General features: G+C 67.9%; 22 protein-coding genes and 1 tRNA gene. 5 read left to right on the top strand and 18 right to left on the bottom strand.

The window, feature by feature from the left end:
• Window positions 1–150: 150 nt before the first annotated feature.
• Entirely contained in the window at window positions 151–381 is a 231-nt protein-coding gene (locus ACW5EG_RS02095) for a hypothetical protein (protein WP_457020726.1), read from the top strand.
• On the opposite strand, the gene ACW5EG_RS02090 is transcribed toward ACW5EG_RS02095, so the two are convergent.
• From ACW5EG_RS02090 to dtd, 14 genes are all read right to left on the bottom strand, one after another.
• On the bottom strand, window positions 378–3,050 hold the full coding sequence (locus ACW5EG_RS02090; protein WP_457020725.1) for a hypothetical protein: 2,673 nt from the start codon (window positions 3,048–3,050) through the stop codon (window positions 378–380). The two genes, ACW5EG_RS02095 and ACW5EG_RS02090, sit on opposite strands and share 4 nt — an antisense overlap.
• A 10-nt stretch (window positions 3,051–3,060) precedes the next feature.
• A complete protein-coding gene (locus ACW5EG_RS02085; RefSeq protein ID WP_457020724.1) occupies window positions 3,061–3,348 on the bottom strand; it encodes a hypothetical protein in 288 nt (95 codons plus the stop codon).
• Window positions 3,349–3,443: 95 nt separating this feature from the next.
• Window positions 3,444–3,638, bottom strand: a complete 195-nt coding sequence (locus ACW5EG_RS02080) for an HGGxSTG domain-containing protein (RefSeq protein WP_457021388.1) — start codon at window positions 3,636–3,638, stop codon at window positions 3,444–3,446.
• 350 nt (window positions 3,639–3,988) lie between these two features.
• Window positions 3,989–4,924, bottom strand: coding sequence for a hypothetical protein (locus tag ACW5EG_RS02075; protein WP_457020722.1), 936 nt, complete (start codon window positions 4,922–4,924; stop codon window positions 3,989–3,991).
• Between the two features lie 288 nt (window positions 4,925–5,212).
• Window positions 5,213–6,442 carry a DNA-primase RepB domain-containing protein gene (locus ACW5EG_RS02070; RefSeq protein WP_457020720.1) on the bottom strand — a complete coding sequence of 410 codons (1,230 nt, stop codon included), beginning with the start codon at window positions 6,440–6,442 and terminating at the stop codon, window positions 5,213–5,215.
• A gap of 244 nt (window positions 6,443–6,686) precedes the next feature.
• Window positions 6,687–7,259 (bottom strand): HNH endonuclease signature motif containing protein, encoded by a 573-nt coding sequence (locus tag ACW5EG_RS02065; protein ID WP_457020719.1) that lies wholly within the window; start codon window positions 7,257–7,259, stop codon window positions 6,687–6,689.
• A 308-nt stretch (window positions 7,260–7,567) separates the two neighbouring features.
• Window positions 7,568–8,485, bottom strand: coding sequence for a DUF6387 family protein (locus tag ACW5EG_RS02060; protein WP_457020718.1), 918 nt, complete (start codon window positions 8,483–8,485; stop codon window positions 7,568–7,570).
• A gap of 43 nt (window positions 8,486–8,528) precedes the next feature.
• Window positions 8,529–9,377: a DUF6387 family protein gene (locus tag ACW5EG_RS02055; protein ID WP_457020717.1), complete on the bottom strand. Its 849-nt coding sequence runs from the start codon at window positions 9,375–9,377 to the stop codon at window positions 8,529–8,531.
• 127 nt (window positions 9,378–9,504) lie between these two features.
• The gene (locus ACW5EG_RS02050; RefSeq protein WP_457020716.1) at window positions 9,505–9,960 is read right to left on the bottom strand and encodes a hypothetical protein; all 456 of its coding nucleotides are present in this window, start codon (window positions 9,958–9,960) and stop codon (window positions 9,505–9,507) included.
• A 113-nt stretch (window positions 9,961–10,073) separates the two neighbouring features.
• The gene (locus ACW5EG_RS02045; RefSeq protein WP_457020715.1) at window positions 10,074–11,288 is read right to left on the bottom strand and encodes a tyrosine-type recombinase/integrase; all 1,215 of its coding nucleotides are present in this window, start codon (window positions 11,286–11,288) and stop codon (window positions 10,074–10,076) included.
• Between the two features lie 177 nt (window positions 11,289–11,465).
• Window positions 11,466–11,541: transfer RNA gene (locus ACW5EG_RS02040), tRNA-Ile, on the bottom strand.
• Window positions 11,542–11,857: 316 nt separating this feature from the next.
• Window positions 11,858–12,238, bottom strand: coding sequence for a hypothetical protein (locus ACW5EG_RS02035; RefSeq protein WP_457017053.1), 381 nt, complete (start codon window positions 12,236–12,238; stop codon window positions 11,858–11,860).
• A gap of 210 nt (window positions 12,239–12,448) precedes the next feature.
• The gene (gene rpoD, locus ACW5EG_RS02030; protein WP_457017052.1) at window positions 12,449–14,335 is read right to left on the bottom strand and encodes an RNA polymerase sigma factor RpoD; all 1,887 of its coding nucleotides are present in this window, start codon (window positions 14,333–14,335) and stop codon (window positions 12,449–12,451) included.
• Between the two features lie 249 nt (window positions 14,336–14,584).
• Complete coding sequence (gene dtd / locus ACW5EG_RS02025) at window positions 14,585–15,025, bottom strand: D-aminoacyl-tRNA deacylase (protein WP_457017050.1); 441 nt, start codon at window positions 15,023–15,025, stop codon at window positions 14,585–14,587.
• A 152-nt stretch (window positions 15,026–15,177) separates the two neighbouring features.
• On the opposite strand from dtd, the gene ACW5EG_RS02020 reads away from it, so the two are divergent.
• The 4 genes from ACW5EG_RS02020 to ACW5EG_RS02005 all read left to right on the top strand — a co-directional run bounded on the left by ACW5EG_RS02020 (window position 15,178) and on the right by ACW5EG_RS02005 (window position 19,293).
• Window positions 15,178–16,209, top strand: a complete 1,032-nt coding sequence (locus ACW5EG_RS02020) for a lauroyl acyltransferase (protein ID WP_457018377.1) — start codon at window positions 15,178–15,180, stop codon at window positions 16,207–16,209.
• The gene (locus ACW5EG_RS02015) at window positions 16,206–16,721 is read left to right on the top strand and encodes a PH domain-containing protein (RefSeq protein WP_457020714.1); all 516 of its coding nucleotides are present in this window, start codon (window positions 16,206–16,208) and stop codon (window positions 16,719–16,721) included. Before ACW5EG_RS02020 ends, ACW5EG_RS02015 begins: the two co-directional genes overlap by 4 nt.
• Window positions 16,702–18,237 (top strand): PH domain-containing protein, encoded by a 1,536-nt coding sequence (locus ACW5EG_RS02010; protein ID WP_457020713.1) that lies wholly within the window; start codon window positions 16,702–16,704, stop codon window positions 18,235–18,237. The genes ACW5EG_RS02015 and ACW5EG_RS02010 overlap by 20 nt, the downstream gene beginning before the upstream one ends.
• A gap of 96 nt (window positions 18,238–18,333) precedes the next feature.
• Window positions 18,334–19,293: a glycosyltransferase family 9 protein gene (locus tag ACW5EG_RS02005; RefSeq protein WP_457020712.1), complete on the top strand. Its 960-nt coding sequence runs from the start codon at window positions 18,334–18,336 to the stop codon at window positions 19,291–19,293.
• Between the two features lie 13 nt (window positions 19,294–19,306).
• On the opposite strand, the gene ACW5EG_RS02000 is transcribed toward ACW5EG_RS02005, so the two are convergent.
• The 4 genes from ACW5EG_RS02000 to def form a co-directional block, all read right to left on the bottom strand.
• Window positions 19,307–20,431, bottom strand: coding sequence for a glycosyltransferase (locus tag ACW5EG_RS02000; protein WP_457020711.1), 1,125 nt, complete (start codon window positions 20,429–20,431; stop codon window positions 19,307–19,309).
• Between the two features lie 236 nt (window positions 20,432–20,667).
• Window positions 20,668–21,975, bottom strand: coding sequence for a 16S rRNA (cytosine(967)-C(5))-methyltransferase RsmB (gene rsmB / locus ACW5EG_RS01995; RefSeq protein ID WP_457020710.1), 1,308 nt, complete (start codon window positions 21,973–21,975; stop codon window positions 20,668–20,670).
• Between the two features lie 58 nt (window positions 21,976–22,033).
• Window positions 22,034–22,957, bottom strand: coding sequence for a methionyl-tRNA formyltransferase (fmt, locus tag ACW5EG_RS01990; protein ID WP_457020709.1), 924 nt, complete (start codon window positions 22,955–22,957; stop codon window positions 22,034–22,036).
• Between the two features lie 12 nt (window positions 22,958–22,969).
• A complete protein-coding gene (gene def / locus ACW5EG_RS01985) occupies window positions 22,970–23,485 on the bottom strand; it encodes a peptide deformylase (protein WP_457017041.1) in 516 nt (171 codons plus the stop codon).
• Between the last annotated feature and the right edge of the window lie 47 nt (window positions 23,486–23,532).

Here is a 23,532-nt window from a genome sequence, read left to right as displayed (position 1 = left end):
CCCCGCCGGAGCGGGGTTAGGAGTCCTTCATGCGCCTAAAGAATGGCGCAATCACTAGTGCAAGTGGACCTCCACACGACGCGTGTCTCCGGCTCGGGTTGCCCGCCCAGCCCAGCGGGGCCGCGCCCACTGCGCGTGTACGATGGAGCCATGGCTGAATACGAGTCCTTGATCCACCTTTCCCGCTGGCGTAGGGCCCTCATCTGGCTGTGCGAGCGCCACGTCCTGAGCTGGGCCATCTTCCTTGTCCTCCTTGCTCCCCTGCTCCTGTTCGGCTGGTGGTGGGCCGGCGTACTCGCCGGCCTCGCCCTTGGCTTCTACCTCGGCTTCTGGACCGCCCGCGCCTTCCTCAAGGACGGAGACGACATCCCCCGCCTCTAGCGGCCCGCCTCCTGGAAGATGGCCGTCCCCGCCGCCTGCATCCCCGGGGGGGCGTGAGGGGGCAGGCGTAGCGGGCGGTTGAGCACCTGATTGGCCTGATACAGCGCCCGGGTGTCGGCGACCGCCGACACGATGTCCCTGATGATGGGCAGGCCGCCGGCCAACCGTTGGAACATTGCCCGGCCCATGCGCTCTGCGGTGCCCGAGCTGCGGGCGAAATCGCCCTTGGCGACGAGCGGTTCCATGGCCGCCGCCAGGCGCCTTACCTCGGCCCACTCGGCCTGCGAGTACAGCGCCTTTAGGATGCTAGCGTTGCTGTACTCGGTCGCCTGGACGTTCCGAACAATCTTGCCCATGCCGAGAGGCTCTCCGTTCGGCCCCCCGGTCAGACGCTGGAAGTGGGCGGCTCGCAGTGCCCCGATCACCTGGGGATCATTGTCCGCCGCCTGCGCAAGCCTCTCGATGAAGCGCGCGCCACCAGCCTTGCTGACCTGCCCAGCTCCCAAGGCCACGTTCAACAGCTCCTCTGGCGTTTTGCTGCCGTCCAGCAGTCCACCGATGAAGCGGTCCGCATCCGTCTTGCCCTCGAACCGTCGGCCGTATTCGAAGCGCAGCCTGCGGGCGTCCTTCAGCGCCTGGAGGGCTCCTGAGTCCCCGGAAACCAGCGCGCCCTCGACTGCCTCATCCAGCCAGGAATCGAACTCTCGCTTGAGCGTCATCATGGCCGCGCGATCTGTCGGATTGGCGGCGGCCCCGACGTTGTTGTTGAGGATGCGCCGCTGCGTCTCGATGGCCTTTACGGTGACGCCCTTCACCCCTTCCGTTTGCGCCCCCGCCACTGCCTGCCGGATCTGCGCGAGGGTCCGCGCCGTGGCCGGAGTGAGTTCGGGCGTCGGCGCAAAGTCCGCCACCGCTCTCTGCATCCTGTCCGGCACGGTCGCCACCGAATCGAGCGCCACAGCAGCCCGACCGCCCTCACCTGCCTTGCCGTAAGCCGCGCTGACCCGCTCCCCCAGCTCGCCGGCCTGAGACTGCAGCCGACCAGCCGCAGACTGCGCCAGTGCCCCAGGATTGGCGCCAGGCTGCCCGCCCATGCCTTGGCCCATCGTCTCCACCGCCTCACCCAAGCGCGCTCGATTGGCATCACTGACGCGGCTGAAGACGCCCCCGGCGCCCGGCGATTGCCGCAGCACTTCCTCCCGGCTCAGTTGGTCAAAGCGTCGGACCGGGTCAGCCATTCGCTGCCCCTGCGTGTACTGGAAGCCAAACAGCTCCTTGCCCAAGATGGCATTGGGATCTGCGCCCGCTCGCACCTCCTCGACGCCACCAGCCAAGCTCGCGAGCCTGCCAGGCGCAGTCTGCTGGATCCCCAATCGCGCCAGCATGCCCTGCGCCTCTCGGGTGTTCGACCCCGAGGATTGCCTTGCCAGCGCCGCAAGCCGGCTCGTGCCAGCCCCGATGGCTGTTCCGAGGGCTTCACCGCCCGCGCCGCCCACGGCGGACAACGCGGTCCGCCCGACGTCCACGTCCCCGCCATTTGCCCCAGCCTGAAGCGCTGCGTCCGACGTGCCTGCTACGGAGCCCTGCAGAGCGGCACGTGTGCCGAGGCCCAAGTTGCGCGCCTTACCGAGCCGAGCTGCCCAAGCCGCAGGGGTCCACAGGGCAGCCACATTGCCGGCGACGTTGCCGACATCGGTCGTGTCGAGACCAGGGTCATTGAGTCGGTACGCAGTGCCGTCCGGCAAACGCAGCATTGGGTCGCCACGTTCGTCCTGCACCACTTCGGCGCCACCCGTGATGAGCGACGACAGTCCTCCATCCTCGTTGATCTTGCCGGCCAAGTACTCCGCCGCCCCTTGCCGCGAGCCGAACATGTCTTTCGCCGCTGCGACCAACATCGACGGCACGCCGACGCCAGCACGCTCGCGGAAGTCGGAGTCCATGCGGAAGAGCGAAGGGCGGACTTGAGTCTCGGCCGCGATGGGCGGGCTTCGCTGTGCTCCTCGGGCCCGGAGGGTCTGCAGCTCCTGCTGAGACACCGCAGCGCCCGGAGTGCCACCCACGATGTCCAGCTCGAGGCCTAGGCCGTCGGACTCGACTGGCTCCAGCGGCGGTGTGCCCCCTTCAAACCCGACGCCTGCGGCGCTAGCCGAGGTCGCTGTCTGGTGGTGCTGCCAGTCACCACCAGTATTGGGCTCAGCGGGAGACTGCTGGAGGCTCCCGGCATGTCCCAGCCGCATCGATTGGATACGCCGCGCGATTGCCCTTGCAGCAGGAGTGTCACCTGCAGCGTCAGCTTTGCGCAGCGCGCCGATGAGCTGCTGCTCGGTGTACTTGGGCGCTGCAGGCGCCATCACCGGGTTGGCGCGCGACGGCTCGGACGTCGGACCGCCCCCTACGATTGTGTCGCCCTGCCAAGCTTGCGGCCCCTGGCCCGCGCGCACATCACGCTCACGTACGTATGCCTGCGCCAGTTGCCGGGCATGATCCACGTTGCCCGCAGCATGGGCAGCGCGCAATGCACGCTCCAGGTCGGCAAGCTCGTAGCGTGGCTCGTTCTGCGGTGCCGTGCTGGGGGCGCTAGCCTGTGCCGCCGCCGCGGACATCCCATCTTTGCGATAGCCGCCGTCCTTGGCGGTGTTCCTGTAGAACTCCATTTCCTTCTCCATTCCCTCGTCGTCAGTGGACGAGGAATTCGTAAACGGCCAGAGATGAATCGACGCCTAGAACCCTATCGGCCATCGAAAACCACACCACCAAATCACAACAGCACGACCCGCCCTCGCTGGCAGGACACCCGTCCTCGTGCGAAACCCACCATCTCAGTAGCACCCCGTCCAGGACGGCGAAGGCAGCTTCCTGTCTGGCTCGAAGGTCCATCCAGTCGATAAGCCTGTCGGCCGGTGGCTCTTCGCCAAGCCCCCCTCCAGCATCTGGGTTGCCGGCCGGAATGTCCTCGTCCGTCATGTCTTCGCATCCCTGCTTCTAGGCCCTCGGCCCACTTGATTGAGCTTGATTTCCTATCAAGCGCCTCGCGCGCACGCGCGTACTGGTCGCGAAACTCAGCCTGCTCGTCTGCTCGGCAGGTTTGCGGCGCACTTGGCCTTGCCCTCAGGCGTCCTCGGCCCTGTGCTCTTGCCACCATGGAACCGGCAGCGCTTCTTGCCCGGTTCTGACATGGCGCGACAAGGCTTTCCGTCCCGGTGCCGTTTGGCCCCACAACGCACGCGCTGGAGTCGCGCTGTCCCCAGACTCATGAGGCGGGGTAACCGCGCCGCCCGTACCAAAGTCATAGGGCGCTGTACTTCGCTGTACTTTATTCCGGTCAGCTCGGCCCACCCTTCAAGGATCGCGTCCAGAACCGCGCTATTGGTCGCCGCCTGCGTGCCCGGTCGCATCCGCTCTTGGGCGGCCTCGAAGATAGCTTGAGCGCTAGATCCGGGCATGTAGTCGATGCGCCGCATTGAGCTGCGCCGGTCCCGCTGCAGCTTGGAGAGGCGTTCCCGGTCCTGTGACATGTACCCCTGCATCCGCTCCTCCTCCCTGTCTGGCAGACCAAACTCATACGCGCGCGCGCTGAGGCGTCGAATAACTCCGGCGGTGTGACTCAACCGGTTGGCGAATGATCCAAGTGAATAGACGCCGCCCTACGACGCGGGGCGGCACGCGAGGCACGAAAGCCGGGGGGCGATTGCCTACTCCTTACGCCCTCCCGTCGTCGTTTCGGATTCCCGGCGCTCTGGGCGGGGTTCCGTTCGGGGTGCCACCACGTCTCAGCCCGCAGCGCGCTGGGGTCGCCGAAGTTGAAAGACTCGCTGCCGGACTCGTAGACGGCCAGCACACGCAGGCAAGCACGCTCCAGCCACTCCCGAAGACGCGTTTCCGCCCGGTCCACTGCTGGCGCGTAGGTGGCCGCGCGGACGCCCCGCGCCTTGGCCCGCTCCCGGATAGGCTCACGGCGCACGCAGAGACGGTAGGCGGCCTCGTCAGCCGCCCAGCCCGGATGACCGCAGGCGACCGCGTAGGGGCGTACCTTGGCCCATTGCTCGTGTTGGCCAGCAGCGACCATGTGCAGCCACGGACTCAGCGGACCGTCCAGCGACGCGACAGTCATGGCAAGTAGCACGCAATGCCGCGGCTTGGTCCGCGGGAAGACCATGACGCCCTGTGTCCGCTTCCAGTGCTGGAACTCCCCGAAGCGGTACGGCTGGCCCCGACCCCGGATCCGGATATCGGTCTGGGCGTTCCAAGTCACCACGGCTTCGCGGTCGGCGGGCTTGAGCTTGGCCAGCCAGCGGGCGTATTCGGGTGACTTTGGACTGATCGCTTTACCTGCCGTCTCCAGCACCTCACTTGGCCGGCAAATCAGCAGACCGGGGTTGGCGGCAGGGTTCGAGTCGTCACCGTCGCCCGTCTCCGGGTGCGTAGGGTTCCAGGGCCGCTCCTTGCCCATGGTGTACCCGCCCGTGACCAGCACGGCTCCGTAGCCGAAGGCGCCAGCCAGCAGCTGCACGACTCGATCTACGCGAGGATCGAAGTCCACGCCCGATGCCCCGCCAGTAACGGCGCGAGCGTTACCGGCAGCCATGAATGTACCCCCGCAGCGGATGCACCACCCCCGCAGCGACTGCGGTGGGCGCTAGCGCAGTGCTATCAAGTGCTAGCTGATGCTCGGAGCATGCCGCGAGCATCGGTCCGCAAGGCGTCTGCATTGCGACCGCATCCGCTGCCGACGAAACCGGCTGGGTATTTGTGGGTTTGCTAACGGTTCCCAAACGGTTTCGGGCTCCGATACCCGTCCGGCAGGCTGACCCGTCCGGCTCGCGGCGGCTCAAGACGCGGCCCCATTGTGATTAGACGCTCGCGCCGCTCGTTCGGGCTCCAGATTCCGCGTCGTTCGGAGCCTCTCCCTTTCAGGGGCTTCTACGGTGCTTACCTGAAAAGCTTCAGGGGCAACACTAAGCGGGCCTAATTGCGCATCCGAATAGGCCACACAAAACGGGCCTATTGACAGGCGGTAGAAGCCAGCCTTCGGGCCACGGCCTTGGCGCGGCATCCTCTTCTCTGGCGCCTGTGTCAGGTTCAAAAGGCCCGACTTCACCAGACGCTTGCGGACAGCGTTGAACGTGTCTTTGCGCGGGAACCACTCGCGCATCTCCTTATGCGGCAGCGTGAACGCGTTGAACTTGTCGGCTCGCCGGTAGGACAGCAGCAGAAGGGTCCGCGAAGCGTCGTCCAGAGCCTTGTAGGCTTCGCTGTCGATCACGGCGAGGGGAATGCTCATCGCGCCCTGGGATGCCGTCCTGTAGCCGCTGGCGACGATCTGCCGCAGCTCTGCATCGTCCAGGGGGTCGGCGCACCGCTCAGCGTTGACCGTCCGTAGCTTGGCTAGCTGCTCCGCCTCGGGAACGCCCTTGGCCGCGCCGGAGCGGGCCAGCTTGAACAGCGTGGCGTTGCGCTCGCCCGCCGCAATGGTGGCTGGCAACCTCAGCCGATCGGAAAATGCAAAGGCATCCGCCATTTCCTGCCACGTGACCGGAGCCAGCTGGCACGTGTGTAGGCGAGTCAGGAACGGGGCGCCCTTTCGATGCACGAAGCCTGGCAGCCGCATGACACGCGGGCGGTCGTGCACCTTTGGATCGCCTTCGAAGCGCAGCGCCAGCGCCTTTTGAGCCGCCGTGAACTGCTCGGGCGGAAGATCCGCCACGGGCCAGTAGGCGTGCCACTTACCTGGAGAGGACTCCACGACGATCCGAGGCGGGACGGGCGCCTCCATCACCGGTTCAAGCGGCGCGCCGTCTAGGTCGAGGAACAGTGCGCGGCAGCCGACCACATTATCGGCACGCCGCCCATTGCCGTCGCCGCGGTTGACCATGACGAAGACGCCAGCGCCCTTGTCGTTCAGGGCAGCCAGCTGCCGCCCCCTTGAGGCAAGCGTTCCATGAAGGATGCGGGACAGCCCGGACCGGCCCTTACCCTCGGCAAAGGTCTGGAACGTGTACGCGGCATCTGGCGACAGCGCAGCAAGAAACTGCCCGGCCATCGCGAGGTTGAGTTCCACTAGATCGCCCCCCGGCGTCAGGCTGCTTCTGGCGGCTGCTCGTTCAACAGGCTCTCGCGCAAACGTAGGACGGCCCGACTGGCGCCCTCCAGGTTCACGGCCATTTGCTCGCATGCCCACGGTGCGGGATCGCGGGCAAGCGTCTCAAGCTGCGCCTGCAGACCCGCACCCATGTCGGCCAAGGCCGCAGCCTGCTGCTGCGCGGTAGGGCCACGTAGGCCCCGAAGGTAGTCGGTCGCAAATGTCATGCACTGCCCCCACGCCGACGCGACGGCAATGACCGCCCACCCCGACAGACAACATGCCGCCAAGTCGTGCCCCCTCGTGCTTGGCGGATCGTCCGGGGCGCCATGCCCAAGCGCTGCGCCCATACCCGCGATGGCAGATCACTTGCGCGGATCTCGCACACAAGGTCGTCGTTGAGCTTCGCGTCAGTGCGCTCTGCGCCGACGGGCACGGCACCGCTAGCGATGGCACGTCGCATGTTTTCGGAAGGTGTCACCGCGTCCAGGTTGCGGATTCGGTTGTCCGCCCTCTGCCCGTTGAGATGGTCGATGACGAGGCGGGCGGGAATAGGACCGTGGACCACCTCCCAGATGAGCCGATGCGCGTACAGGAGGCCATCCGGACGGCCTCCCAGCCGAACATAGCCGTCCGCGCAGACCGCCCCGACAGGGCGACCTAGGCGGCCGTAGACCACGCCCTTTGCCGGCCAGACCAAGAGGCGGCTTTGCCAGTGGAGAATCACGTCCCGGACGCGGGGAAGGTTCGCGGGAATCGGCCATGCTGGTGCGAGGTTTGTACAGGGCCTAGACATGGGCGCCCCCCTGGTGCGACTTCGCAAGCCGCTGTGGCAGGGTGTAAAGGCTGTCTAGGTAGATGAAGCGCCGACGGCCGATGTTGACCGTCTCAAGCAGCCCAGCGTTGGCCAGCTCGTAGGCCTTGGATCGACCGATGCCGACCTTGCTGCATTCCGGAATGAAGGGCCTGAACTCCCTGTGTCCACTCGTATCCATCGACTGCACCGTGAGGCCGCTGAGCGGCGGTGGGTGCAGGTTCTAAGAACCGATATCAGCGAACGAGGGACATCTCAATGCCCGAAAACGTACCGGAAAGAAACGCCGATCATTTGTTTCCGGTCAGCTCAAGGACTTCCGCGCGGGCCCTAGCAAGGAGGACAGGTTGACCATCACCCAAGAGCCATTCGGCTATTGGCGCCGTTGTCTTCCGGACCTTCTCTGCAACGTCCACATCGGCTAGGTCAGAAAAGAGACGGTTTCCCATCCATGCATTCGTGGCGATGTCCGCATCGCCTGCGAGCTGGGTTAGAAGGCGGAGATCAATGTAGGGCAGCACTCGATGCTGGGCCCACTTCCGCAGATCGGCGGCCGACAGCCCCTCTTGCCTTCCGACAGCTTGACGATGCGCCTTGAGCCAGGCGCGAAAGTCGTTGACTAGGATTTGGTCCGGAGCCGATGTGTCTAAGCTCAGGAGCCAGCGCGGCGAGACACCTTCTTTGTCTCCGTGGGCTGCGATAGCATCTGCCAAGGCCGCGCTGAAAGGCGTTGCTGACAAATCTTCTAGACGCCTGACTTCACTGCAAACCGTGAAGTATTCCTCCTCGTCCGCGCCAGAGAGCGCTCCCGCATCTACAAACTTCATCTCCAAGTAGCTCTTGCGAGTGGAGAGTTCGGCGGTGACAGTGAGGGCAAGAGATTGTTCGTTCAGATATGCTTCGGCGAGTACGCTCGATCTGCGCAGATCTTCGAGTGTCGCCTCGGCGACGGCCGGAGATCCCGCACGGAGTCCTTCACCCATTGTCACCAAAGGGCCCTCGGAAACGCGCCGAATGATGGCGGCGCACTCTACAGGACTCAGCCACAGGCCTTGCGATAAGCACTCCAGAATCTCTCGACGCAACTCCACAAGCGGCCACCAATCGCGAAACGTGAGTGACGCGACTTGCGAGTACCGGCTGATAGAGAATTCCCGCAGCGCAGCTTTCGCAAGGCCTGCAACGTCAATGGGAGCCACTTTTGTCACGCTCAACCTCCAGCACCATCAGCAGATCCGCACCAAGCCGGCCCTACTTCTTTCCGGCTCGACGCTCTGCGTTCGCGGCAGCCGCAAGCGCCTCCCCCAACTCCCACGTCATAAGTTCTTCTGCCAACGGCGCAGTAACCTTCCGCGTCCTTTCCGCAACGTCCACGTCCATTCCCGGGAACAGGATTTCCCCCAAGGTGTGATAGGGCATGTCGGTGCCAGTCGCCCAGGCTGCTAGCCGCAGGTCAAGAAATGGCAAGACTTGGTTGGTAGACCACCGTCTGACTTCGGTCTCAGTGAACCTTTTGACCGGCGAGTGCTCGAACGACCGGTCTTCTCGAATCGAAGATAGCCATTTGCGAAAGTCTTCGACAATCAGCTCATCTGGCGCACTCAGCATCACTTGCACGTACGCGGTGTCCGACTCGAACGGCCCCTCGACCAGGAGCCTGTTGAAGCTCTCGAACAACATGCTGTTCTGCCGGGGCTCTTTAGTCTGCTCGACAAGATCGCGAAACCAATCGTCGCTTCCTTCTTTGTGCTCGCTATGAAAGGACGGCTCGCCCTCACCTTCCGCTTTGCACGCGGCAGCAAGGTTCGGCTTTGATTCTATGATCTCCTTGAACCCCCAAGCTGCGTAGATTCCCAAGTCAATGACGGCCGGATCGTAGGGACCATCCTCGCGAAGTGCGGAGGGTAGCAGCGCTGAATCGAGCAATCCTTTCACCAGCGCTCCGACGTCAAACTTCGCGCGGTACCAGTCCGGGTCCCGAAAGAGCACACGACGCCGGCTTAGTGCGAATTCCCACTCGCACATGCCCCACGTCTTCGTTGCGTTGTACGCACGCACGTCAAAGCTTCCTAGTACTTCTTTGATGTCGAGACTCGTCATCTCAGGACCCTTTCAAATGTCACTTGTGGCAGGGGCAAGGCGGTAGTGCCCGCCCCGCCGGACTGTGTGAAGACTCGATCGTGCCACTAGATCGTTCACACGACGCGGGATCGCTCGCCCAGGCCAGTCATGCCGCACCCCACATGCCCCGCAGGGTCTCGTCGTCAGTTGTCTTTACGCTGTCGGCGTCGAGCACCAGACCAGCCGTGCGACCAGCCTGCAGAAAGCGCTCGACGACGTACCTGTCTGCTGGCTCCAGCCCGCATGCCTCCGCGAGGACCGGGCCGATCGCGCGTCCAAGCGCTGCCTTGCGGTCCCGATTCATCTGAGAATGTGCGGCGCCGCTCATGTTGTGGCCGATCTGGAGGAGGTAGCGGATGCCGTGGAGCGCCGTGGCGACCTGCCGAGGGTTCGCGGCCAGTGTCCCCCCTTCGTCCTCTAATCCGTCAATGATTGTGGAGATGAGCGCTTCTGCGGTCTCCATGAAGCAGCCGGCATCGTCCAGCATGTTGCGCGGGGTGGTCGAGGGGTCGGCAATGTACGAGCCGCTGCCCTGCCAGATCGCTAGAGTATTCGTATCCATGATCGTCTCCTTACAGACGGTTGTGGTAGGCCGGCCGGGAGCGCCAACTCCCGGTTCGGCCGCTTTACGGGCTGAGCCCGATTCTTTTCGATTCCGTAGACGCAACGCCCTCCTCAGGCGGCATCGCGGGCACGGAGGCCAACGACGTTCGAGTCAGTCCTGAGCCCATCCAGATAGTCGGCCCAGGCTTGCATCATCTTGCGACGCTCTACCAAGTGCGCGGTGCGGTTGTAGGCTCGACCGTTCGGGTCGCGGACGGCGTGAGCGAGCTGGTGTTCGATGTAGTCCGGACGGAAGCCGAGCACCTCGTCCAGAACCGTCCGGGCCATTGCGCGGAAGCCGTGGCCCACGAGGGTCGTGTTGTCGAACCCCAGGTTCCGCAGGGCGGCATTCACGGTGTTCTCGCTCATCGGGCGCGAAGCGCTGCGCACGCTGGGGAAGACGTAGGGGCTGCGGCAGGTAATCGGGTGCAGGTCTCGCAGGACCTCCGACACTTGGTCCGCCAGCGGCACGATGTGGGGCGTCCCAGTCTTGGTCGCGATGTAGCGCCACTCCTGCGCCTCAAGGTCGATGTCGGCCCACTTAGCGGCCCGCAGCTCCCCAGGACGCGCGAAGGTCAACGGAGCGAGCTTGAGAGCCGCCTGCGTGGCCGGAGCTCCCTGGTAGGCCCACAGCGCGCGCAGGACCCGGGCAATGTCCTTGGGATCTGTCACGCTGGCGAAATGCTTGGTTTGCGGACGTTCCAGCGCCCCCGCCAGGTCGGCAGCGGGGTTCCGGTCAGCGCGACCGGTAGCGATCGCGTAACGGAAGATCCGCCCAGCCAGCGAACGGGCGCGGTGAGCCGTCTCGGCGATGCCTCGGGCCTCCAGCTTGCGGAGGGCGGCCAGAAGAACGGGGGCCGAGACCTCGGAAATGGGAAGGTTGGCCAGCGGGGCGAGGTCCTTCTCGATGTGGCGCCGCTCACGAGCCACGGAGGCCGCTCCCAAACCCTCCCGGGAACGTTTGGCCAGATGCTCCAGGCCAATCGCACCAAAGGTGTTGGCGACGCGCTCAGAGCGGACCGCCTTCTCGCTCTGGGCAACGTGGGCCGGGTTGGCCCCGCCCTTTAGGTACTGGCGTTGCTTCTCCCGTTCGGCCCTCGCCTGCATGAGCGTCATGGCAGGGTAGTCCCCAAGGGTGATGATGCTGGGGCGGCCCTCGAAGCGATACCGATAGCGCCAGACCTTCGCACCGGTCGGCCGGACTTCGATGCACAGCCCATTCGAATCCGCGACGCGGTAGCCGGCGGCCTGAGGCTTAAGCGCTCGAATCTTCGTATCCGTGAGCATGTGAGTCGCCCGGTTGCGAGTCAGAAGCAGTCCACACCGCTGCCTGACACACAGCCTGACTCACTTTTTCACCGGATGCAAGCGGATTCAGACGGACGCCTCTGGACGAGAATCCGGCTTTAATTGGCCTACTAATCGGGCGTCCCGGACGGGAGCGGACTTAGCTGGATGAGTATTTGGTGGGCCCACCAGGACTCGAACCTGGAACCAAGGGATTATGAGTCCCCTGCTCTGACCGTTGAGCTATAGGCCCGCGCGACGCCCATTATCACCGCACCGCGGGGCCTGCAGTTGCTGCTGAGGGCCGGCGGGCTGCGCCGGCGCGGGTTGAAGCCGACATCAGGGATGCGGACACCGTCCGGAGCCGGCAGTTGGCGGAGTCGGGTCGGGGATCGGGGTCCGGTGGGGGAGTGGATCACCTGGTGCCGGATGGGATGCCAGCCATCGCGCCAGTGCCGGTCGCCAACCTGCAAACAAAAATCGCGCAACCGGGGCCAGTCGACGAGTCCGGCCACGGCTGCGCGACACGAGCCGGGCGGCGCAAGCCGCCCGGTCGTCGGGGTGACGGCTTACTGGCCGTCGGTGTTGTTGCGGCCGTCGGCCGCGGCGTTGGCTTCCTCAGCGGCGTCCTGCGCCTGCTCGGCAGCGTCAGCGGCCTTCTCGGCGGCATCGGCGAGGTCGTCGCGACGGGTCATGTCGTCACCCGCGCCGCCAACCTGGCCGGCGATCTGGGAGGTCGCGTCCGCTGCGGCGTCGGCCGCATCAGCGGCGGCCTGGGCAGACTGCGCCGCAGCCGTGTCGCCGGTGCTGGCTGCGTTCTGGGCGGCCTGCTGCGCTTCGGTCGCCGAGTTGGCGGCTTCCTGGGCGGAGTTCTGGGCCTGGTCGGCGTTGGAACAGGCGCCCAGGCCGGCGGCAAGAGCAAGCGCAAGAAGGGTCTTGGCGGTATTCATCGAAAGGTCTCCTGTTTCCGGCGCTAGGTGCGCCGTCGGGAGGCACTTTGCCGATGGCCATGTCGGCATCGCGCGAAGCCCGGCGCGCCGCCGCAGCGCCGTTCAGGTTTCGCCGACCCAGACGACAATCGCCCCGGCGCGCAAGGCACGCCGGGGCGATCGATGGGGCCCAGGACCGCCAGCGGCGGACCTGCAGGCCGGTGCCGCGCCTCAGTCGATATCGAGGAACGAGCGCAGTTGCTCGGAGCGGCTGGGATGGCGCAGCTTGCGCAGCGCCTTGGCCTCGATCTGGCGGATGCGCTCGCGGGTGACGTCGAACTGCTTGCCGACTTCTTCCAGCGTGTGATCGGTGTTCATGTCGATGCCAAAGCGCATGCGCAGCACCTTGGCCTCACGCGGGGTCAGCCCGGCGAGCACGTCGCGCACGGTCTCGGACAGGTTGATGTTGGTCGTGGCCTCCACCGGGGACTCGACGTTCGTGTCCTCGATGAAGTCGCCCAGGTGCGAGTCCTCGTCGTCGCCGATCGGGGTCTCCATGGAGATCGGCTCCTTGGCGATCTTCATCACCTTGCGGATCTTGTCCTCGGGCATCTCCATTTCCTTGGCCAGCTCCTCTGGCGTGGCCTCGCGGCCGTACTGCTGGAGCATCTGGCGGGAAATGCGGTTGAGCTTGTTGATCGTCTCGATCATGTGCACCGGGATGCGGATGGTGCGCGCCTGGTCGGCGATCGAGCGGGTGATCGCCTGGCGGATCCACCAGGTGGCGTAGGTCGAGAACTTGTAGCCACGGCGGTACTCGAACTTGTCCACCGCCTTCATCAGGCCGATGTTGCCTTCCTGGATGAGGTCGAGGAACTGCAGGCCGCGGTTGGTGTACTTCTTGGCGATGGAGATCACCAGGCGCAGGTTGGCCTCGACCATTTCCTTCTTGGCCTTGCGCGCCTTGGCTTCGCCATAGGCCATCGCACGGTTGATCTCGCGCAGGTCGGCCAGCGTGACCATCATCGCCTTCTCGACCGCGAGGGTGGCTTCCTGTTCGGCGATGATCTGGTCCTTGACCTCGCGCATGCCGCTCGACCACTTCTGCTTGCGCTTGAGCACGTCATCGACCCAGCCCAGGTTGGTCTGGTTGCCATCCCATGCGCGGATGAAATCCCTGCGCGGCATCCTGGCCACGCGCGTGGACAGGTCGAGGATGCGGCGCTCGTGGTCCTTGATCTGGCCGACCACCTCGCGCAGCTTGCGGACCAGGGTGTCGGTCAGCGGCAGCGGCAGCTTGAGGCTGGTGAAGATCTCGGCCATTTCCTCGCGAAGCTTCAGCGCGGGCTTGGCCTCGGCGCCGCTCTTGGCGTAGGTCTTCTGGAACTTGGTATACAGCGCGGCGAGCGCCTCCATGCGGCGCGCGACCTCGGCCGGATCCGGACCGGTCGGGCCGGCCTCCTCGGCCTCCTCGGCGGCCTCCTCTTCCTCCTCCGCCTCTGCGCCATCTGCGGCGGTGCCGGCGGCAGCGGCGGCGGCAGCAGGGGCGGGCGCCGGAGCGGGAGCGGGCGGCTCCGCCACGGGCTCTTCCTGATCGTTGAAGCCGACCACGAGTTCGGCCAGCCGCTTCTTGCCGGCCTTGTGCAGCTCGAAGTCCTCGAGCAGCAGCTGCACCGACCACGGGAAGCTGGCCAGCGAGGCCAGCATCTGGTTCAGGCCTTCCTCGATGCGCTTGGCGATGGCGATCTCGCCTTCGCGGGTCAGCAGCTCGACCGTGCCCATCTCGCGCATGTACATGCGCACCGGGTCGGTGGTGCGGCCGCCCTCGGCATCGAGCGCGGTCAGCGTGGCCGCCGCTTCCTCGGCCGCGGTGTCATCGACTTCGCGGTTGCCGGTGGAGTCGCCGGTGAGCAGCAGCGATTCGACGTCGGGCGCAACTTCGTGCACCTCGATGCCCATGCCGTTGATCATGCCGATGATGTCCTCGATCTTCTCCGGATCGACGAGATCGTCGGGCAGGTGATCGTTGACTTCGGCGTAGGTCAGATAGCCCTGCTCGAGCCCCTTGGAAATCAGGAGCTTGATGGCGGACTGTTCGGCTGGACGTTCATTCGCCATGAGGCGCGCACCCGGGGGGAAAAGTGAACCCGTAATTATACCATTGCAGCCCGCTCGGATCCTGCGCGGACGGCCTGGACCCGGCCTCCACCGGCCGGACCCGACAACAGATGGGGGCGGATCGGCAGGTTTCCAGCGCCAGGGTCTGGAAACGGCATCGCGGGACCCGGAGGAGCGCCTGCGCATGCAGCGCGCTGGGCAGCGGCCTCCTCAACCGGGCAAGCCGCGCCCTCGGCGGGCGGGCCCGGATCAGGCTTTCAGCAGAAAGGTCACCGGCCCGTCATTGGCCAGGTCCACCACCATGTGCGCTCCGAATCGACCGGTTTCCACGGCGCCGGGGTGGCGGGCGCGGCATTCAGCCAGCAGTTGGTCAAACACCTGCCGGGCCTCGGCCGGCGCTGCCGCGGTGCTGAATCCGGGGCGCATCCCCGAGCGCGTGTCGGCCGCCAGGGTGAACTGGCTGACCAGCAGCAGCCCGCCGCCGGTGTCGGACAGGGAACGGTTCATCCGCCCCTCGGCGTCGGCAAATACGCGGTAGCCCAGCAGCCGGTCGACCATCCTGGCGACCTGGCCCGCGCCGTCGCCCGGCTCCACGCCCACCAGCGCGACCAGGCCGGGCCCGATCCGGCCGAGCGTCTCACCGTCGACGCTGACACTGGCCTGGCTGACGCGCTGGATGAGGGAGAGCATGGTCTGGGGAGGCGGGAATTGGAAGCGGAGAGTGGCGTCAGAGACCGCGGAGCGCCCGGGAACGGCTGATTGGACGACGGGGCCAAGAGCCGCGGGGCGTGGAACGGGTGCCAAGTCCGCCAAAGCCTAATGGTTTGTCATTGCGGGCGCAGCTGAGGGCTCCGCGGTTCGTCCAAGGCCGGAAGCAGATCCCTCGCTGCGCTCGGGATGACAAACCTGGGACCGGGCGGCGGTCCACTGCCCGCCCTCGCTACACTGGCCGCGTGACCGACCTCCTTGCCCGCCTCCTGTATGCGCTTGCCGCGGCGATCGGACGGCTGCCGTGGCCGGCGCTGCGGCGCATGGGCGACGCGCTGGCCTGGGTGTGGCTGCGTACCGGCGCGCGCGAGAGCGTGGTCGCGCTGCGCAACCTGGAACTGGCCTATCCGGAGATGCTGCCGCTCGAGCGTGCCGACTGGCGCGGCCGCATCCTGCGCTCGACCGGCCTGCAGACCCTGCAGACGCTGCGGCTGTGGACCCGCCCGCACGCCGAGAGCCTGGGCCTGATCCACGAGGTCCATGGCGAGGCGCTGTTCGACGAGGCCTTGGCCGCCGGCCGCGGCCTGATCGTGGCCGCGCCCCATTTCGGCAACTGGGAGCTGCTCAACCAGTGGCTGGCGGCGAAGACGCCGCTGGCGATCCTCTACAAGCCGCCGGAGTCCGCGATCGGCGAGGCCTTCCTGCGCCGGGTGCGCGCCGATGCCGACGCCGGGCGCATCACCCAGGTACGGGCCGAAGGCGCCGGCGTGCGCCAGCTCTACAAGCGGCTGCAGGCCGGCGGCGTGGTCGGCATCCTGCCCGACCAGCAGCCCAAGGGCGGCGATGGCGCGTTCGCACCGTTCTTCGGCGTGCAGGCCTCGACCATGACCCTGCTCGGCCGGCTCGCCGCGCGCAGCGGCGCGACGGTGCTGTTCGCCTGGTGCGAACGCATCGGACCGGGGCCTGGACACGCACTGCGGATCATGGCGGCCTCGCCGGGCATCGATTCGAATGACGCCCAGGTCGCGACCGCCGCGCTCAATGCCGACGTCGAGCGCATCGCGCGGCGCGACCCGGCCCAGTACCAGTGGACCTACAAACGCTTCAAGGCGCAGCCGCCCGGCAGCCACGTGTCCAATCCGTACGCCGACCTGGAGCGCGGATGAGCGAGCCCTCTCCACCGCCGGATCCGGAGCCGATCGCCGCCACGGACGACTGGCAGCCGCTGCCGCCGCGCGCGCGCTGGCTGTTCGTGGCCGGCAACGTGTTCGGCAACGGCGTAGTCGCCCTGGCCCTCCTCGTCCCCATCGGCCTGTTGCTCGAATCGTCCATCGGGCTGCCGCTCGCGCTCGCGCTACTGGTCGTGCTGCCGGCGCTGGGCGCCTGGATGGGCCTGCGCCGCCACGCCTGCACGCGCTGGCGGCTGGATGGCGACGGTTATGCCCTGCGCCGCGGGCGGCTGTGGCGCCAGGAGACCTTCGTGCCGAGGTCGCGCGTGCAGCACCTGGACATCCAGCACGGGCCGATCGAGCGGCACTTCAAGCTGTCGACCCTGGTGATCCACACCGCCGGCAGCCGCAACAACTCGGTGGCGACCGCCGGGCTGGATGCGCAGGACGCCGAGCGGCTACGCGACCACCTGGCGCGCTGGATCGAGCATGACGACGACGACGCCTGAGCCGGCACCACAGGCCCCGTCCGTGGACCGGCGCCTGCATCCCTGGTCCTGGCTGTTCGTTCTGCTTGGCTCGCTGCGCCAGTTCCTGGTGCCGCTGCTGGTGCTGGTCGTGTTCGGCGGTCGCCGCGACGAGGGCTACCAGCTGATCGCCGCGGGCGTCGCCGTGGTGGTGCTGGCGCTGCTGTCGGTCTGGCGCTATTTCACCTATCGCTACCGCATCGAGGGCGACAGCCTGGTGATCCGCAGCGGCCTGCTCGAGCGCAGCCTGCGCCAGGTGCCGTTCTCGCGCATCCACAACGTCGAACTGCGCCAGACGCTGCTGCACCGGCTGTTCGACGTGGCCGAGGTGAAGCTCGAATCGGCCGGCGGCACCAAACCCGAGGCGCAGATGCGGGTGCTGCAGCTGGACGACGCGCTGGCGCTGGAGCGACTGCTCCGGCACCGCGCACGGGACGCCGAAGACACGCCGGGGCTTGTGGACACGGCGGCGATGCCGGAGCGCGGACACACCCTGCTGGCGCTGCCGCTGTCGGAAATCGTGCGGCTGGGGCTGATCTCCAATCGCGGCATGGTGGTGGTGGGCGCCGCGTTCGCCCTGGCCTGGCAGGCGCTGCCCGAGAACGCCTTCAAGCAGGGTTTCAACCTTGCCCGCAGCGAGCTGTCCGGTTACGCCGAGCACATCAATGGCGGCTGGACCTCGACCGCGCTGGCGGCGACGGGCGTGCTGCTGCTGGCGCTGGCGCTGGTGCGGCTGTTCTCGGTGCTGCTGGCGATCGTGCGCTACCACGGCTTCGAACTGCGCGAGCACGGACGTCGCCTGACCGTCGAGCGCGGGCTGCTGTCGCGCGTGCGCAGCAGCGTGTCGCGACGCCGCATCCAGGCCTGGACGCTGCGCGAAGGAATCCTGCACCGCCTGTTCGCGCGGCGCTCGCTGTCGATCGATACCGCCGGTGCGCAGACCGGCAGCGGTGAGGGCCAGGCGCGCGATGCGCCGGAGCTTGCCCCCATTGCCACGCCGGAGGCCTGCGACGCGCTGCTGCGCCATCTGCTCGACGGTCTCGCCTGGCCACCGCAAGGCTGGCGCCCGCTGCATCGGCACGCGTGGCTGCGGCTGCTGCTGGGTGATGCGGTATTCGGCCTTCTGCTCAGCGCCGGCCTGTGCTGGTACCTGGGCGCCTGGGGCCTGCTCGGCCTGCTGTGGCTGCCGTGGGGCTGGCTGCTGGCCACGCGCCACGCGCGCTTCGCCGGCTATCACGTCGACGCGCGCCTGGTGGCCGTCCGCGAGGGCTGGTGGTCGCGCCACTGGCGCTTTGCCGAGATCGACAAGCTGCAGGCGCTGCAGCTGCGCCAGTCGCCGCTCGACCGCCGCTTCGGCATGGCCTCGCTGTGGCTCGATACCGCCGGCGCCAGCCCAATGGCGCCACCGCTGCGGATGCGCTGGCTGCCGCTGGACGATGCGCGCGCGCTGCATGACCGGCTTGCGCGCGAAGTGGCGCTGCGGCCGCTGCGCTGGTGACAGGCCGCGCGACGGTGATGCACCATCGCGGCCCGTGCCGGCCGCACGCCGCAGGCTTCCTTGCACCGTGACCCTCTCCGCAACCTGGAACCACTGATGTCCGACACTCCAGCCCCACCGGCTCCAGGTACCCGAGGCCCGCTGCTCGTCCGCCTGTGCAACTGGGTGGGTGAAGTGGTGCTGTCGGTGCCGGCGATCCGTCGCCTCAGCCTGGCTGGATATTCGGTGCATCTGTACGGCAAGCGCTGGGCGCCCGCGCTGCTGGAGGGCCTGGCGTTGCCGGTGACGGTTCGCGACGAACGGCACCGGCTTGCGATCGGGCAGCTGCGGCAGGTGTCCCGCGCAATGCGCGCGCACGAGCCTGGAAGCAGGCCGGGCGCGCTGCTGTTCACGCGCTCCATTTCCTCGGCGGTCGAGACCCGGCTCGCCGGCTTCCGGCCAGTGGGCTATGCCTACGACGGCAGGCAGCTGTTCCTGCACGAGGCCTACCCGCGGCCCCGGGGGCTGCATATGGGCGAGGAGTACTGGCGGATCGTCAACGCATTCCTGCGCGAAGACCTGCCGTTTCCGTCCAACCTCGACCTGGTTCCGAGCGCCGGCCAGACCGCAGCCGCCAGCGCACTGCTGGCCCAGGCGGGCATTGCGACCGGTTCCTACGTGGTGCTGTGCCCGTTCAGCGGCAGCGACGATCGCGCCGACCGCAAGGTCTGGCCCGGCTTCGCCGACATCACCCGCCATTTGCTGGAACGGGGCCGCACGGTGGTGGTCTGTCCCGGGCCGGGTGAGGAAGATGCAGCGCGCGCGCGTACCCCCGGCGCAATCCTGTTCCCCGGCGTCGACCTGGGCATCTATTCCGCGCTGCTGGCGCTGTCGCATGCGGCGGTTTCCAACGACACCGGTCCCGGGCATATCGCCGCCGGCGTCGGCGCGCGCCTGGTGAGCATCCACGGGCCACCGTCGACGGCGGCCTGGGCGCCGGTGGGTCCGCAGGTGACGCTGTTTCCCTACGCAGGGCGATGGGCCAGCGTGGAAGAGGTCGCGCAGGCGCTGCGCTGATTGCGGACGCGCGTCAGGCGCCGGGCGCTGTTGCCACCAGCTCGAAGAACAGGTCCTCGTAGCGCTCGTTCATCAGTTCGCGCGAGTGCCTCGACATGGCCGCCTCGCGCCCGGCCGCGCCGAGCCGGTCGGCCAGGGCGTCGTCCTGCAGCGCGTTCGCGAGCGCGTCGGCGAGCGCGACCGGATCTGATTCCGGCACCAGCAGGCCGTCGACGTCGTGGTGCAGCAGTTCACGCACGCCGGGCACCGCGCTCCCGATCGCGACGCAGCCCGCCGCCATGCCTTCGATCAGCGCCAGCGGCATGCCCTCGTAGTGGGTGGCGAGCACCGAGATGCGGTGGCCCAGCAGCAGCTCGGGCACGTTCCGGCACAGGCCGAGGAACCGCACCTGCCCATCCAGGCCGAGCGAGCTGCACAGCTTTTCCAGCGGTCGCCGGTAGCGCGGCTTGCCGTGCCCCGCGATCAGCACCGGCGGCGTCAGGCCCCGCTCCTTCAGCACCGCGACCGCGCGCAGCAGGGTGGCGTGGTCCTTCTGCCGCGACAGCCGCGACGCCATGACGATGCCCGCAACGCGCTGCGACGGAGGCACGGGCGTGGACACCTGGAACGGCTCGAGGCGGATCCCGTTGGGAATGGCGATCGTGCGCTCCGGCGGCATACCCATCCCGAGCAGCACCTCACGCACCCCTTCCGAACAGCCGACGATGCGCGCGGTGCGCGCCGCCAGCCAGCGCATCTGCGCACGGCGCCAGCGGGTATAGCGCTCGCGCGTGTTGTGTTCGACATGGACCAAATGCGGCACCTTCGCGATCAGCCCGGCATAGCGCCCCCACAGGTGCTCGCTGAACCCGTGCGCGACCAGCACGTCGGGCCTGAACTCCCGGCACAGCCGTACCAGCGCGAGCACCGTGGCGACATGTGACCAGCCGGCCACCACCCGCACCGGCGTGCCTGCCGCCTCCAGCTCGGCCACGCGCGCCGGATCTGTCCGGGACTTGCGCCGCAGGACCAGCAGCGGCTCGACCCGCCCGCCATCGCGCTCGGCGTTGACCAGCTGGATCGCCACCTGGATCGAACCACTCGAAAAGCCCCCGGTGACGAAATGGAGGACACGCGGCTTCGCTGTGGCGGCCGTCACCGGCCACCTCCAGGCACCGGCCAGGCGGAGCATCCGCCCGCGGAACTCCAGTGCGGTTGCAACACAGTCCCGGCCAAACGCCCGTGGCGGTCACACGCGGGGCACACCTGTCCCGGAACGTCCTTGCGGACCTCCCGCACGCACTTGCGGCATCCGGTCATGCTGCGGCCTCTGGTCAGTCGGGCCATTCTAGTGGCGCGTGCCGGCGATCCGACAGGTGCTGCACCGCGCGGCGGTCATGGGCCGTCGCGCAGCAGGCTGGCGTAGTAGAAGCCGTCCATGCCCTGCTCGCCGGTCAAACGCTGACGGCCCGGCCCCTGGTCACGTCCCAGGGATGCGTCCAGCACCTCGGCGCGCGCGTCCGGCGTGCGCTCGAGCATGGCGGCAACCTGGTCGTCGTTCTCGGACTTGAGGATCGAGCAGGTGGTGTAGAGCAGGCGGCCGCCGGGCGCGAGCAGCGGCCACAGCGCATCGAGCAGGCGTGCCTGCAGGCCGGTAAGCGCGGCCAGGTCGGATGCGCGGCGGTGCAGCAGCACGTCGGGCTGGCGGCGCACGATGCCGGTGCCCGAGCACGGGGCATCGAGCAGGATCGCCTCGAAGGGCACGCCGTCCCACCAGGCGGCGGTGTCGATGGCGTCGGCCGCGACCAGGCGCGCGCTGGTGCCGAGGCCCAGGCGATCCAGGGTCTCGCGCACCCGGCGCAGGCGACGCTCGTCGATGTCGATGGCGGTCAGCTGCAGGCTGGGGTCGCGCTCGAGCAGGTGCGCGGACTTGCCTCCGGGTGCGGCGCAGGCATCCAGCACGCGCGCACCAGGCGCCGGCGACAGCGCATCGGCCACGCGCTGCGCGGCGGCGTCCTGCACCGACACGTCGCCCCCGGCAAACCCCGGAAGCGTGGTCGGCGATACCGGCGCGTCGATGCGGATCGCATCCGCAAGTCCGTCGACCAGCGCATGCGCGATGCCGGCCTGGGCGAGGCGCGCGGCATAGTCCTCGACGCTGCCGCGGCCGCGATTGACGCGCAGCCAGGTCGGCGCCGGCACGGCGCTGGCGCTGAAGATGGCCTCGGCATCCTGCGGCCAGTCGCTGCGGATGCGCTCGCGCAGCCACCCGGGCCAAGCCACTTCCATGTCGCCGGCAGGCAGCCCATCGCGCTGCGCCCGGCGCAGCAGCGCATTGACCAGGCCGGCCTGGTGGCTGCGCCCCGCCACGCGGACCGCGTCGACCGTCGCGGCCAGCGCGGCGTGGGCGGGCAGCTGCAGCGGATCGAGCTGGGCGAAGCCGACGTACAGCAGCGCGCGCAGTGGCGCGTCCCGCTGCCCCAGCGGCCTTGGCATCCATGCCTGCAGCGCGGCCTCGTAGCGCGGGCGGTTGCGCAGCGCGGCAAAGCAGATCGCCTCGATCAACGCACGATCGCGCGGATCGGCGATCTTCGGCAACGCGGCCGCCAGTTCGGTCTTCAGCGAGCGGCCCTGCAGCACCGCATCGAGCACGCTGGCTGCCGCCACGCGCGCTGCGGCGCCGGTTCTGGAATTCATGGTCATCGTCCTGCGCTGCCGTTACGTGCCCATTGTGTGCCGCACGACTGGAGCTGGCGTCGACTCATCCCACACGCAGCAGGTCACGCCGTGCGTTGAGGTAGTCGGCGGCGGTCACGACCTTGCCGCCGGCCCGCTGCAGGGAGCGGATCCGCAGGGCGCCTTCGCCGCAGGCGATATCGATGCCGTCGCGGGCGGCCACCAGCACCGTTCCTGGCGCGGCCCGATGTGCCAGCGGCAGCGCGACCGCGCCGTGGATGCGGAGCACCTCGCCGGCAACGTCGCCCTCGGCCACCGGCCACGGCACGTAGGCGCGCACCTTGCGCGCCAGCGCCTCGGCCGGCAGTCGCCAGTCCAGCCGCGCCTCGGCCTTCTCCAGCTTGTGCGCGTAGGTGGCACCTTCCTCCGGCTGCGGCCGCGGCGCCGGACGCACGCCTGCGCGCAGCAGCGCCAGGCCGTCCCGCAGCACCTGGGCGCCGAGATCGGCCAGGCGCCCATGCAGCTGCCCCCCGGTCTCGTATTCTGCGATCGGCGTGGTCTGCGACAGCAGCACCGGACCGGTGTCCAGGCCCTGCTCCATCTGCATCAGGCACACGCCGGTCTCGGCATCGCCGGCCTCGATCGCGCGCTGGATCGGCGCGGCGCCGCGCCAGCGCGGCAGCAGCGAAGCGTGCACGTTCCAGCAGCCGAAGGTCGGGATGGCCAGCACCTTCGGCGGCAGCAGCAGGCCGTAGGCGACCACGACCATCAGGTCCGGCTTCAGCGCGCGCAGCGCCTTGCGCGCCTCCACCGTGCGCAGCGTCTGCGGCTGCAGCACCGGCAGTCCGAGGCGCTGCGCCTCCTGCTTGACCGGCGAGGCCGCCAGCCCGCGCCCGCGCCCGGCGGGCCGGTCGGGCTGGGTATAGACGGCCACCACCTCGCCGCGCGCGGCGGCCACGCGCAGCGAGGCAACGGCGAAGTCGGGAGTACCGGCGAAGACGATGCGCATGGCGGCGTGGCCCTAGTCGCGACCCTTGCGCAGCTTGTCGAGCTTCTTGATCGCGCGGTCGCGCTTGAGCGGCGAGAGGTAGTCGATGAACAGCTTGCCGTCGAGATGGTCGATCTCGTGCTGCACGCAGGTCGCGAGCAGCCCGTCCACGCGCAGTTCGAACGGCTTGCCGTGGCGGTCCAGCGCGTCGACCACGATGCCGTCGGCGCGGGTCACGTCGGCGTAGATGCCCGGGATCGACAGGCAGCCTTCCTGGTGCGCGCGCAACTCGTCGGAGCGTTCGCGGATGGTCGGATTGATGAAGACCAGCGGCTGCTCATGCCCTTCGGTGACATCGATCACCATGAAGCGCTGGTGCGTGTCGACCTGGGTCGCGGCCAGGCCGATGCCCGGCGCCTCGTACATGGTCTGGAACATGTCGTCGAGCAGGCGCTGGAAGACAGGATCTTGCAGATGGCCGGCATCAACCGGCCTGGCCACGGTCCGCAGGCGGGGGTGGGGATATTCGAGGATCGGGAGCAGGGCCATGGCGGAAAGGTGGCGGCGGTCACAACCGCGTGGAACGGCTGGCCATT

Source organism: Luteimonas sp. A611, from assembly GCF_054072715.1.
This window is presented reverse-complemented; position numbering and strand designations above follow the sequence as displayed.